11 protein-coding genes are annotated in these 12372 nt (G+C 60.6%); all 11 read right to left on the bottom strand.

Annotated elements, in window-relative coordinates; all coding sequences use genetic code 11:
* Positions 1–58: 58 nt before the first annotated feature.
* A complete protein-coding gene (locus tag K0P33_RS03820) occupies positions 59–1348 on the bottom strand; it encodes an adenylosuccinate synthase (RefSeq protein WP_242154105.1) in 1290 nt (429 codons plus the stop codon).
* Between the two features lie 54 nt (positions 1349–1402).
* Entirely contained in the window at positions 1403–2590 is a 1188-nt protein-coding gene (locus tag K0P33_RS03815; RefSeq protein WP_094950966.1) for an ATP phosphoribosyltransferase regulatory subunit, read from the bottom strand.
* Between the two features lie 293 nt (positions 2591–2883).
* Positions 2884–3750 (bottom strand): protease modulator HflC, encoded by an 867-nt coding sequence (gene hflC / locus K0P33_RS03810; protein WP_094950967.1) that lies wholly within the window; start codon positions 3748–3750, stop codon positions 2884–2886.
* The gene (gene hflK / locus K0P33_RS03805) at positions 3750–4925 is read right to left on the bottom strand and encodes an FtsH protease activity modulator HflK (protein ID WP_094950968.1); all 1176 of its coding nucleotides are present in this window, start codon (positions 4923–4925) and stop codon (positions 3750–3752) included. Before hflK ends, hflC begins: the two co-directional genes overlap by 1 nt.
* 96 nt (positions 4926–5021) lie before the next feature.
* Positions 5022–6323: a ribosome rescue GTPase HflX gene (gene hflX / locus K0P33_RS03800; protein WP_242154102.1), complete on the bottom strand. Its 1302-nt coding sequence runs from the start codon at positions 6321–6323 to the stop codon at positions 5022–5024.
* A 12-nt stretch (positions 6324–6335) separates the two neighbouring features.
* Positions 6336–6596, bottom strand: coding sequence for an RNA chaperone Hfq (hfq, locus tag K0P33_RS03795; RefSeq protein ID WP_094950970.1), 261 nt, complete (start codon positions 6594–6596; stop codon positions 6336–6338).
* Between the two features lie 93 nt (positions 6597–6689).
* Positions 6690–7661, bottom strand: coding sequence for a tRNA (adenosine(37)-N6)-dimethylallyltransferase MiaA (miaA, locus tag K0P33_RS03790; RefSeq protein WP_242154100.1), 972 nt, complete (start codon positions 7659–7661; stop codon positions 6690–6692).
* Positions 7661–9574 (bottom strand): DNA mismatch repair endonuclease MutL, encoded by a 1914-nt coding sequence (gene mutL, locus K0P33_RS03785; RefSeq protein WP_094950972.1) that lies wholly within the window; start codon positions 9572–9574, stop codon positions 7661–7663. The genes miaA and mutL overlap by 1 nt, the downstream gene beginning before the upstream one ends.
* A complete protein-coding gene (locus K0P33_RS03780; protein WP_094950973.1) occupies positions 9574–10995 on the bottom strand; it encodes an N-acetylmuramoyl-L-alanine amidase in 1422 nt (473 codons plus the stop codon). The genes mutL and K0P33_RS03780 overlap by 1 nt, the downstream gene beginning before the upstream one ends.
* A gap of 17 nt (positions 10996–11012) precedes the next feature.
* On the bottom strand, positions 11013–11483 hold the full coding sequence (gene tsaE / locus K0P33_RS03775; protein WP_242154097.1) for a tRNA (adenosine(37)-N6)-threonylcarbamoyltransferase complex ATPase subunit type 1 TsaE: 471 nt from the start codon (positions 11481–11483) through the stop codon (positions 11013–11015).
* Positions 11471–12331 carry an NAD(P)H-hydrate dehydratase gene (locus K0P33_RS03770; protein WP_242154095.1) on the bottom strand — a complete coding sequence of 287 codons (861 nt, stop codon included), beginning with the start codon at positions 12329–12331 and terminating at the stop codon, positions 11471–11473. The genes tsaE and K0P33_RS03770 overlap by 13 nt, the downstream gene beginning before the upstream one ends.
* Between the last annotated feature and the right edge of the window lie 41 nt (positions 12332–12372).

Genomic DNA, 12372 nt, shown 5'->3' with positions numbered 1-12372 from the left:
AGACAGATACGACAAAGGGCTCCCGAAGGAGCCCTTTGCTTTTTACATCAACAGCTTATTAAGCGAACGGGTGACGCAGAACGATGGTCTCGTTGCGGTCCGGGCCCGTCGAAATAATGTCGATTGGCGCGCCGATCAGCTCTTCAACGCGCTTGATGTAAGCACGGGCGTTGGCCGGCAGTTCTTCCAGGGTTTTGGCGCCCACGGTCGATTCGGTCCAGCCCGGCACTTCTTCGTACACAGGCTGCAGGCCCACGTAGCTGTCAGCGTCGGTCGGAGCAACGTCCTTACCGTCTGCATCTTTGTAGCCGACGCAGATGTTGATGGTTTCCAGACCGTCGAGTACGTCCAGCTTGGTCAGGCAGATGCCCGAGATGCTGTTCACATCGATAGCGCGACGCAAGATAACGGCATCGAACCAGCCGCAACGACGTGCACGGCCGGTGGTAGCGCCGAACTCGTGACCTTGCTTGGCCAGGTGTGCGCCGACTTCGTCGAACAGCTCAGTCGGGAACGGGCCCGAACCTACGCGCGTGGTGTAAGCCTTGGTGATGCCCAGGATGTAGTCCAGGAACATCGGGCCAACACCAGAACCGGTGGCTACGCCGCCAGCGGTGGTGTTGGAGCTGGTCACGTACGGGTAGGTACCGTGGTCGATGTCCAGCAACGAACCTTGGGCGCCTTCAAACATGATGTCTTTGCCGGCGCGACGCAGGTCGTGCAGCTCGGCCGTCACGTCCAGCATCAGCGGCTTGAGCAGCTCAGCGTATTCTTTGCACTCAGCCAGGGTCTTTTCAAACTCGATGGCTGGCTCTTTGTAGTAACCAACGAGCATGAAGTTGTGGTAATCCACCAGCTCACGCAGCTTGTCTTCAAAGCGCGGCATGTTGAGCAGGTCGCCCACACGCAGGCCACGACGTGCAACCTTGTCTTCGTACGCCGGGCCGATGCCGCGACCGGTAGTACCGATCTTCAGCTCGCCACGGGCCTTTTCACGGGCCTGGTCCAGCGCAACGTGGAAGGACAGGATCAGCGGGCAGGACGGGCTGATACGCAGGCGCTTGCGCACCGGTACGCCTTTTTCTTCCAGTTTGGTGATCTCACGCAGCAGAGCGTCAGGTGCAACCACCACGCCGTTGCCGATCAGGCACTGCACGCCTTCGCGCAGCACGCCCGACGGGATCAGGTGCAAGACGGTTTTTTCGCCATCGATGACCAGGGTGTGGCCAGCGTTGTGGCCACCTTGGTAGCGCACTACGGCGGCAGCATGTTCGGTCAGCAGATCAACGATCTTGCCTTTGCCCTCATCACCCCATTGGGTGCCCAGGACTACGACATTCTTACCCATAACACTTGTCCTCATTCGCGCAAACTTGGTGCCGGCGATGGCCGGCAGGAAAACTCAAGAAGCCAGTGGCGAAACTTGCCAAAGCCCGTTCTGCAGAATCAATTGCCGGTCGCAGTCCGCTTCACGGGCGGCGGCCAATGGCTGCCCAGGCAGAGCCTGGACGACACGCTGACCCTCACTGCGCAACTGGCAAACCTGCTGCCAGAGTGCTGCGTCCGTACTGTCGGGCATCCAGACGCCACCAGACGGCAGCTCGACCTCAGCACGCCCCAGGGTCACCAGGGTTTTCAAATCGGTGGAAAAGCCAGTCGCCGGACGCGCGCGACCGAAGTCGGCGCCGATATCGTCATAACGACCGCCTTGGGCAATGGCTTGGCCAACACCCGGTACAAATACGGCGAACACCACACCGGTGTGGTAGTGGTAGCCGCGCAACTCACCCAGGTCAAAATACAGCGGCAACTGCGGGAACCGTGCCGACAAACGCTCGGCAATCGCCAGCACGTCATCCAACGCCGCCAATACAGGCGCCGGCGCATTCGCCAGGCGCTCACGCGCAGCCACCAACACTTCAGGGCCGCCGCACAGGTTGACCAGTGCGCGCAGCATTTCGGCGAGGTCTGCCGGCACACCTTCGGTGAGGGCGATCACTTCATCGATAGCCTTGCGTTGCAGGGCATCAAATAACTGCTGCTCCACTTCACCGGACAAACCGGCCGCTCGCGCCAGGCCACGGTAGATACCGACGTGACCCAGGTCCATGTGCACATCCGGCACGTCAGCCAGTTGCAGCATGGCCAGCATCAAGCTGATCACTTCAACGTCGCTGCTCGGGCTGGCATCGCCGTACAACTCGGCGCCCAGCTGAATCGGGCTACGGGACGACGACAAGGCTCGCGGTTGCGCATGCAGCACGCTGCCGGCGTAGCACAGGCGGCTCGGGCCTTCGCGGCGCAAGGTGTGCGCATCGATGCGCGCCACTTGCGGCGTGATGTCAGCACGAAAGCCCATTTGCCGGCCCGATTGCGGGTCGATGACCTTGAAGGTGCGCAGATCCAGGTCCTGGCCCGCGCCGGTCAGCAGGGATTCCAGGTACTCGATATGGGGAGTCACGACAAACTCGTAACCCCAGCTCTGGAACAGATCCAACACCTGACGACGCGCTACTTCAATGCGCGCAGCTTCTGGTGGCAGTACTTCTTCGATGCCATCTGGCAGCAGCCAGCGGTCTACCGTTGCCATTACGCCATTCCCCTATGATCCGGGCGACCAGCCTTCGGCCGAGCCCTGAGTGAAGCAGAAAATGCCCGGCCCCTGCATAAACAACGCGCAAGAACGACGTGACGAATGGCCTGCAAACGGCCTCGTCGGGCACTTTCCTCGAAAAACCTGTCACGCCTGCCGAATCAAACATGCAGACGCAAAAAAGCCGGGAATTTCCCGGCTGCCGCATCATACACCCGTTTTCTGAAAGGATCACCCCGCCAGGCATTTTAGCCGCCCGACGGAGTGGGTCCTACAGAATCACCGGCTGGTTACTTGGACTTTTCCAGGTAGCGGAAGAAGTCGCTGCTTGGGTCCAGCACCATGACGTCGGTTTTGTTCGCGAAGCTTTCACGGTAGGCACGCAGGCTACGGTAGAACGCGTAGAACTCCTGGTCCTGGCCATAAGCCTTGGAGTAGATCGACGCCGCTTGAGCATCACCATCACCACGGGCCTCTTCAGACTCACGATAGGCTTCTGCCAGCAGTACACGGCGCTGACGGTCGGCATCCGCACGGATACCTTCAGCCAACTCGTTACCCTTGGCGCGATGCTCACGGGCTTCACGCTCACGCTCGGTGCTCATACGCTCGAACACGCTGCGGTTCACTTCCTTGGGCAGGTCGATCGCCTTGACCCGAACATCGACAACTTCGATGCCCAGCTCTTTTTCAGCCATGGTGTTCAACGAACGCGTGATGTCAGCCATCAGCGCATCACGCTCACCGGATACCACCTCGTGCAGGGTGCGTTTACCAAACTGGTCACGCAGGCCTGATTCCAGACGGCGCGACAAACGCTCGTCGGCAATCTGCTTGAGGCCGGAAGTCGCGGTGTAGAAGCGCTCGGCATCCTTGACGCGCCACTTGGCGTAGGCGTCAACCATCACGGCTTTCTTTTCCAGGGTCAGGAAGCGCTGTGTCGGTGCATCCAGGGTCATCAGGCGGCCATCGAACTTGCGCACCTGGTTCACGTAGGGGACTTTCACATGCAGGCCCGGCTGGACATCCGCCTGGACCACACGACCGAATTGCAGCAACACCGCGCGCTCGGTCTGAGCCACGATGTAGAAGCAGTTCCAGGCAGCGATGACCACGACGACGCCCACAATCAGGGCGGTCAGCGATTTATTGCTCATCAACGACTCTCCCTGGTACGTGTTTGCTGTTGCAGCAAGTCAGCGGCCGCACGGGCGCTCGCTTCGTTGGCAGCAGCCGTTGAACCGGAGGCCGGTGCGCTGGTGCTGCTACGACCACCTTCGATCATCTTGTCCAGCGGCAGGTACAGCAGGTTGTTCTGCCCACCTTTGCTGCCGGTCACGAGAACCTTGCTGGTGTTGCTGAAGACTTCCTGCATGGTGTCCAGGTACAGACGCTCACGCGTGACTTCCGGAGCCTTGCGGTACTCGGCAACCAGCTTGGTGAAGCGATCCGCCTCACCCTTGGCGCGGGAGACCACTTCATCGCGGTAACCGTTGGCATCCTCAAGGATACGCTGGGCCTGACCACGGGCTTCCGGCACAACACCGTTGGCGTAGGTTTCAGCCTGGTTGCGCGAACGCTGCTCGTCTTCACGGGCGCGGATCACGTCGTCAAAGGCTTCCTGCACTTCGCGCGGTGCGGCTGCGCTCTGTATGTTGACCTGAGTAACAGTGATACCGGTGCGATAGGTGTCTAGGAACCGTTGCAGACGTTCCTTGATCTCGCTGGCCATCAACTCACGACCTTCAGTCAGCACCTGGTCCATGGCGGTGGAACCCACCACGTGGCGCAGGGCACTTTCAGTCGCCTGCTGCAGACTGATTTCAGGTTGATCGACGTTCAGCACGAAATCCTGAAGATTGCTGATCTTGTACTGCACGGTCAGCGGCACTTCGACGATATTCTCGTCTTCGGTCAGCATCTGGCCCTGCTTGGTGTAGGCACGCTCACGCGTGACGTTCTCCATGTACTTTTTGTCGATCGGGGGGAAGTAGATGTTCAGACCCGGGCCGACAGTCTCGTAGTACTTGCCGAAGCGCAGCACTACGGCTTGCTCCTGCTCGTCGACTACGTAAACCGCGCTGTACAGCCACACGGCTGCGAGCACGACAAGACCCAGGCCCAGCAGGCCATAGCCACCGCCCTTGCTTGTGCGACCGCCGTCGTCACCACCACGTTTTTTCCCACCACCGAACAACCCATTCAGGCTTTCCTGCAGCTTTCGGAAGGCCTCGTCGAGATCTGGTGGCCCCTTGCGGTCGCCATTATTGCGGCGTTTACCACCCCAAGGATCCTGATTATTCGAGTTGCCACCCGGCTCATTCCAAGCCATAGCGCTCTCCATCTGATAAAGCAAAGACGCACCCACGGCGCGCCGACCAATGCTACAGAATGCCTGCTGCCGCGGCACAACCGCTTTAGGAGGCTTTTATTGCAAAGTGTGTTGCTCGATAAACTCCGTCGGCACCACACCTTCACGGCTAACCAGCCGATTCAGCTCCGAGCGCGGCAATCGAACGGTCAGCAAGCTGACACCTTCTTCGTCGTATTCTTCTTTCTGTACCGCGCCCAACTCAAAAAACTGTGCACGCAGTCGAGCAAAACGCTGAGGCAAGCGCAAGGTGCCGACAAACAAATCGCCGCCCAGCAACTCGGCAATGGCCTGTTCAAGCAACTCCAAACCACTGCCATCACGCGCCGACAGCCAAACCCGCTGGGGCTTGCCGTCTTCGTCGCGCTGGATTTGTGGCTCAACGCCTTCAAGCAAATCGAGTTTGTTATACACCTCAAGGATCGGCAAGTCCTGTGCACCAATCTCGCCCAGCACCACCATCACCTGTTCAATCTGCAACATGCGATCCGGTTCAGCCGCATCGATCACGTGCAACAGCAGGTCGGAGTTGCTCGACTCTTCGAGCGTAGACCGAAACGCCTCGACCAGCTTGTGAGGAAGGTGACGAATGAAACCCACGGTGTCGGCCAGGACAATCGGCCCCAGGTCGTCCAGTTCCAGACGGCGCAAGGTCGGGTCGAGGGTGGCGAACAGTTGGTCGGCCGCGTACACGTCCGATTTCGTCACGTTATTGAACAGCGTGGATTTGCCGGCGTTGGTATAGCCCACCAAAGACACGGTAGGGATATCCGCTCGCATACGGCCACGACGCGATTGTTCGCGCTGGCTGCGCACTTTTTCCAGGCGGCCCTTGATCTGGCGCAGGCGAACTCGCAACAGACGGCGGTCGGTTTCCAGCTGGGTTTCACCCGGACCGCGCATGCCTATACCGCCACCTTGGCGCTCAAGGTGAGTCCAGCCGCGAACCAGCCGGGTGCTCATGTGGTCAAGCTGAGCCAGTTCTACCTGGAGCTTGCCTTCATGGGTACGGGCGCGCTGGGCGAAAATATCGAGAATCAGACCGGTGCGGTCGATCACGCGACACTCGAAAACACGTTCGAGGTTACGTTCCTGACTGGGCGTGAGGGTGTGATTGAAGATCACCAGATCGGCTTCTTCAGCATGGACCAGGTCGCGCAGTTCCTCGACCTTGCCGCTGCCGATCAGGAATTTGGCGGTTGGCCGATGACGCGGCACGTTAAAAAACGCAACGGTCTCGGCGCCGGCCGAATTTGCCAACTCCTGAAACTCCTGCGGATCTTCGCGCGCCTCAGGGTCCTGTCCATCCAAGTGAACGAGGATTACTCGTTCACCACCACCGTGGCGCTCAAAGAACAAAGGAGACTCCTATCAGGCGTTACCTGGCTCAGCGTCACCCTGTTCGGCATCAGTTGCGCTAGGCAGACGGATAGGACGAACTGGAACTACTGTCGAGATAGCGTGCTTGTAAACCATCTGGCTGACGGTGTTTTTCAGCAGGATTACGAACTGGTCGAACGACTCGATCGTGCCTTGCAGCTTGATCCCGTTGACCAGGTAGATGGAAACCCCCACTTTCTCTTTACGTAAAGTATTCAAGTAAGGGTCTTGTAGCGAATGCCCTTTTGACATGTGCCGCACTCCTTTAAGGATCAATAATAAAATTCGGAAAATAGATAGCTTATGGCCGTCACACCCCCAAGGATAGACGGCAATTGCAAGGACTCAGCTCAATATGGAGACCGTTCCCAAGTATTTCAAGGCGCGTGACAGATTGTCGCTGTCCAGGCTGTCCAGCCAGTGCAAATCGCTCCAGCTGCGCAACCAGGTGAACTGGCGTTTCGCCAATTGGCGCGTGGCAATGATGCCGCGCTCCTGCATTTCGGCTGACGTCAGCTTGCCATCCAGATGATCCCAGACTTGGCGGTAGCCAACAGCACGTATCGAAGGCAACCCAGCGTGCAGGTCTCCTCGTGAACGCAGTGCTACGACCTCATCCACAAACCCCTGTTCCAACATAATTGTGAATCTTTGTGCAATTCGTTCATGCAGCACCTGACGATTTGCCGGAGCGATGGCCAGATTCGCCACAGTATAGGGCAATTGTGCCTGTCCAGACGCGCCTGCATCAGCACTTTGCGCAGTTTGTTTCAGCCGGTGTTCAGTCATGGTCTGCCCGCTGACCCGCCAAACTTCCAGAGCGCGCGTGAGGCGCTGAGGGTCATTGGGGTGAATGCGCGCGGCAGACACCGGGTCAATCGCCGCCAACTGGTCGTGCAGGGCTTGCCAGCCAAGGCGTACAGCCTCTTCTTCAAGTTCGGCGCGCACCTGGGCGTCGGCCGGCGGCATATCCGCCAAGCCTTCCTGCAGAGCCTTGTAGTAGAGCATCGTACCGCCCACCAGCAGCGGAATATTACCCCGTGCGGTGATCTCGGCCATGGCGGCCAGTGCGTCAGTGCGAAAATCCGCTGCGGAATAGCTCTGCGCCGGGTCGATAATGTCGATCAGTTTATGCGGATACTCGGCCAGCAGCGCTTTTGAAGGCTTGGCGGTGCCGATGTCCATGTCCCGGTAAACCAGGGCAGAGTCGACACTGATCAGCTCGCACGGCAACACCTTGGTCAGCTCGATGGCCAGGTCGGTCTTGCCGGCGGCCGTGGGGCCCATCAGGAAGATCGCGGGGGGCAAGGCACTCATCAACGGCCGCGCAAGAACAGTTTGTCCAGATCGTCCAGGCCCATTTGGGTCCAAGTCGGTCGGCCATGGTTGCATTGCCCGCTGCGCTCAGTGTTTTCCATGTCGCGCAGCAAGCCGTTCATTTCCGGCAAGGCCAGGCGGCGGTTGGCGCGAATGGCACCGTGGCAGGCCATGGTGCCGAGCAGCTCGTTGATGTGCGCCTGGATACGGTCACTGGTGCCGTATTCCATCAGGTCCGCCAGCACGTCGGCGACCAATCGGTTGGCTTCGGCTTGCTTGAGCAGCGCGGGAATCTGGCGGATTGCCAGAGTTTCCGGGCCCAGGCGCTGCAGTTCAAAGCCGAGCTTCTGGAACACGCTGTGGTGCTCCTCTGCGCAATCGGCTTCACGCTGGCTGACGGCCAGGGATTCCGGCACCAACAGCGGCTGGCCGCTGAGGCCTTCGCTGGCCATGGCGATCTTCAGGCGCTCGTACATGATGCGCTCATGGGCGGCGTGCATGTCCACCAGCACCAGGCCATGGGCGTTTTCCGCCAGGATGTAGATGCCCTTGAGCTGTGCCAACGCATAGCCCAGCGGCGGGATATCCCCACCGCCCTCCGGCAACGCGACAGCGCCGGGCTCGGCACCCGGCAGCGGCGCGAAAAACTCGCGATAGGCCGCCTGGGCTTCGGCCACCGGCACCGCCGATTGCGGACGCGGCGTGTATTGATACTGGTAACCCGCACCCGACCCGGAACCCGGCGCCGTATAAGCAGGCTGAGGCTGCGGCGATTGCAGCAAATTGGCCGCCAGGCTCATTTCGCCTTGCGGGCCAAACTCACCGGCCTCCGGGCCACTCGGCCGCACCACCGCCGTCACGATCGGCGCCGACAGCTGATCATCCGGGCGCACATCGCCGAGAGCACGGTGCAAGGTGCCATAAAGGAAGTCATGCACCATACGCCCGTCACGGAAGCGCACTTCGTGCTTGGTCGGGTGCACGTTGACGTCAACCACCGATGGGTCGACCTCAAAAAACAGTACAAAAGTCGGATGCCGCCCGTTGAACAACACATCGCGGTAAGCCTGGCGCACCGCGTGGGCCACCAGTTTGTCGCGCACCGCGCGGCCATTCACAAAGAAGTACTGCAAATCTGCCTGGCTACGGGAGAAGGTCGGCAACCCGACCCAACCCCACAGACGCAGGCCGTTGCGCTCGATTTCAATCGGCAACGCCTGCTCCAGGAACCCAGCGCCACAGATGGCCGATACACGTCGAGCACGCGCGGCGTCGTCATGGGCTTCATGCAGGCTGAGGATGGTCTTGCCGTTGTGACGCAGGTGAAACGCCACGTCAAAGCGCGCCAAGGCCAGGCGTTTGATGACTTCTTGCAAGTGATCGAATTCGGTTTTTTCGGCCTTGAGGAATTTACGCCGCGCCGGGGTATTGAAGAACAGGTCGCGCACTTCCACCGACGTGCCCACCGGGTGCGCAGCCGGCTGAACCCGAGGCGCCATGTCGCGGCCTTCGGTTTCCACTTGCCAGGCTTGCTCGGCGCTGCGGGTGCGCGAGGTCAGGGTCAGGCGCGCCACCGAGCTGATAGACGCCAGGGCCTCACCGCGAAAGCCCAGGCTCATCACCCGTTCAAGGTCTTCCAGGTCACGAATCTTGCTGGTGGCATGACGCGCCAGGGCCAGCGGCAGGTCATCGGAGGAGATGCCGCTGCCGTCATCGCGCACGCGCAGCAGCTTGACGCCGCCCTGCTCCACGTCGACATCAATGCGCTTGGCGCCGGAGTCGATGCTGTTTTCCAGCAGCTCCTTGATCACCGACGCCGGGCGCTCAACTACTTCGCCCGCGGCAATCTGGTTGGCGAGGCGTGGGCTGAGCAGTTCGATGCGCGAACCGCTGTTGAGGACAGATTCGCTCATTACTGCGCCGCCAATTCGGTGCCAGGGATGGTCAACACCTGGCCAACTTTCAATTCATCGGTTTTCAGGTTGTTGGCGCTGCGCAAGGTAGCGGCCGACACCTGGAAACGCACGGCCAGCATGGCCAGGGTGTCGCCGGGCTGCACGCGATGGTCACGTGGGCCCTGAGCGATTTTCCCAGAGTCACGCAGCCAGGCGATGTAAGTGCCCGGCGGTGGGTTCTGCTGGAAGAACTGGCGAATACCGGCACTGATCGAACGCGCCAGCGCCTGCTGGTGGCTGGCGCTGGCCAGCTTCGAGGCTTCGTTGGCGTTGGAGATAAACCCGGTTTCCACCAGGATCGATGGGATGTCCGGCGACTTCAACACCATGAACCCGGCCTGTTCCACACGTTGCTTATGCAAGGAAGTGACGCGGCCGATATTGCTCAAGACCTTCTGGCCCACGTTCAGGCTGGAGGTCAACGACGCCGTCATCGACAGATCGAGCAGCACGCCGGCGAGCATTTTGTCTTTGTCATCGAGGGACACGTTGCCGGCCCCGCCGATCAAGTCGGAACGGTTTTCGCTGTCGGCCAGCCAACGCGCGGTCTCGGACGTGGCGCCGCGATCGGACAGGGCAAACACCGAGGCGCCGAAGGCGGCGGTAGACGGTGCGGCGTCGGCGTGGATCGACACGAACAGGTCGGCGCCCTTCTTACGCGCGATTTCGGTACGGCCGCGCAACGGGATGAAATAGTCGCCAGTACGGGTCAGCTCGGCGCGATAGCCTTTCATGCCATTGACCTGACGCTGCAGTTCACGGGCGATAGCCAGTACCACGTCTTTCTCATGCTGGCCGCGCGAGCCGGAGGCGCCCGGGTCTTCACCGCCGTGGCCGGCGTCGATCACCACGATAATGTCGCGCTTGCCCGCAGGCGCCGGTGGTGGCGGCGGCAGCTTGACCTGTGGCTGCGCCGGGCTGACTGGCACGGCCGGCACAGTGGCCACACTTGGCGTCGGCGCAGGCGGCGGCGCGGCATCGGCGGCATTGTCGAACAGGTCGACCACCAACCGGTTGCCGTATTGGGCGTTCGGGGGAAGCACAAAACTTTTCGGGGTTACGACCTTTTTCAGGTCGATCACCACACGCAGGTCGGTCGGCGTGCGCTGGGCGGAGCGCATCGCAGTAATCGGCGTGTTGGCGGTGGAGACTTTCAGCGGCGCGGCCAGGGTCGCACCGTTGATGTCGATCACCAGGCGATCAGGCGCCGTCAGGGTAAAGACGCTGTGCTGGACCGGGCCAGACAGGTCGAACACCAGTCGCGTGTTATCCGGCGCGCGCCACAGGCGAACACTTTTCACCTGTGAAGCAGCCAGAGCATTGAAAGTCATTGCCGCAAGCAACACCCCTACGACAGCAACCATCGCGCGAAAGCGCATACCTAACCCCACCAATTTTATTTGAATTCCAGTGCCAGAGCGGCGCACCACGACTGGCCTCGCGCACTCTGGGGCAACAACTTCAGCTGACGTCCGTGATCACGCGGCGTAATGGTAATGGTCAGGTCCGGCTTTGGCAAAAAGCCTGTGCCTTTATCTGGCCATTCAATCAGGCACAGCGCGTCTTCGTCGAAATAATCACGGATGCCCATGTACTCCAGCTCTTCGGGGTCTACCAGGCGATAGAGGTCGAAGTGAAAGGCGCGAATCTCGCCAATCTCGTAGGGTTCGACCAAGGTGAACGTCGGGCTTTTGACCGCGCCCGTATGGCCCAACCCGCGAATAATCCCGCGCGACAGCGTGGTCTTGCCCGCCCCAAGGTCGCCCTCAAGAAAGATCAGCCCTGCACCGGCCGCAACCTGGGCGATGCGATGACCCAACGCGACTGTCGCGTCTTCATCGGCCAGAAAAAGAGTTACTTCAGACACGGCGACTGTTCCTCCAGCAATTGACGAATGGCAGGTATCAGGTCGCTGGCAGCCAGGCCGCGACCAAAGGTGCCTTGGCGATCCCCGGCCGTGGCGTGCAACCACACGGCCAGGCAGCTTGCCTCATAGGCTGGCATGCCCTGGGCCAGCAACGCGCCCACCAGACCGCTCAATACATCACCCAACCCTGCCGTGGCCATCGCCGGGTGGCCCTGGTCACAGCGTGAAATACGACCGTCCGGGCTGGCAATCAAACTGCCAGCCCCCTTGAGAATAGCCACTGCATTGAATTTCTGGCTCAACGCGCGCGCAACCTTAGAGCGATCGGCCTGAACCTCGGCTGTCGAGATCCCCATCAAACGCGCAGTTTCACCCGGATGTGGCGTGATCACCGAGTTCGCCGGCAGGCTCACGCTGCCGATAGACAATTGATTCAAGGCATCGGCGTCCCAGACCTGCGGCTGCTTGGCATTGGCGGCAACGGACAACAGGCTTTTGCCCCAGGAAGCCTCTCCAAGGCCCGGGCCGATGACGATGACCGAGATTTTTTCCAGCAACCCCATCAACTGGTTGGCCGAACTCACGCCAACGGTCATGACTTCCGGCAAGCGCGCCAGCGCGGCGGGGATGTGTTCGGGGCGGGTCGCCAGCGAGACCATGCCCGCGCCACTGCGCAAGGCACTTTCTGCGCTCAATAGCGCGGCGCCGCCAAAGCCGCGGTCGCCGCCGATGACCAAGAGGTGGCCGAATTGGCCTTTATGGGCCTCCGGGGAACGTGCAGCCAGTTGCGGCAAATGGCCGTGCAACAGGGGCTGTACGTCGGTTATTGCGTGTTTTGTCTGCGGCATGCGTCTTCAAGCTCCGATGTCTGGCAGAATTATACCTATCT

The organism is Pseudomonas sp. ArH3a (assembly GCF_022648765.1).
Classification (GTDB): Bacteria; Pseudomonadota; Gammaproteobacteria; order Pseudomonadales; family Pseudomonadaceae; genus Aquipseudomonas.
This window is presented reverse-complemented; position numbering and strand designations above follow the sequence as displayed.

What these genes read in the sequence shown, in the direction of transcription:
- K0P33_RS03820 (WP_242154105.1), bottom strand. Translation starts at nt 1,348, where the DNA reads ATGGGTAAGAATGTCGTAGTCCTGGGCACCCAATGGGGTGATGAGGGC.
- K0P33_RS03815 (WP_094950966.1), bottom strand. Translation starts at nt 2,590, where the DNA reads ATGGCAACGGTAGACCGCTGGCTGCTGCCAGATGGCATCGAAGAAGTA.
- hflC (WP_094950967.1), bottom strand. Translation starts at nt 3,750, where the DNA reads ATGAGCAATAAATCGCTGACCGCCCTGATTGTGGGCGTCGTCGTGGTC.
- hflK (WP_094950968.1), bottom strand. Translation starts at nt 4,925, where the DNA reads ATGGCTTGGAATGAGCCGGGTGGCAACTCGAATAATCAGGATCCTTGG.
- hfq (WP_094950970.1), bottom strand. Translation starts at nt 6,596, where the DNA reads ATGTCAAAAGGGCATTCGCTACAAGACCCTTACTTGAATACTTTACGT.
- miaA (WP_242154100.1), bottom strand. Translation starts at nt 7,661, where the DNA reads ATGAGTGCCTTGCCCCCCGCGATCTTCCTGATGGGCCCCACGGCCGCC.
- mutL (WP_094950972.1), bottom strand. Translation starts at nt 9,574, where the DNA reads ATGAGCGAATCTGTCCTCAACAGCGGTTCGCGCATCGAACTGCTCAGC.
- K0P33_RS03780 (WP_094950973.1), bottom strand. Translation starts at nt 10,995, where the DNA reads ATGCGCTTTCGCGCGATGGTTGCTGTCGTAGGGGTGTTGCTTGCGGCA.
- K0P33_RS03770 (WP_242154095.1), bottom strand. Translation starts at nt 12,331, where the DNA reads ATGCCGCAGACAAAACACGCAATAACCGACGTACAGCCCCTGTTGCAC.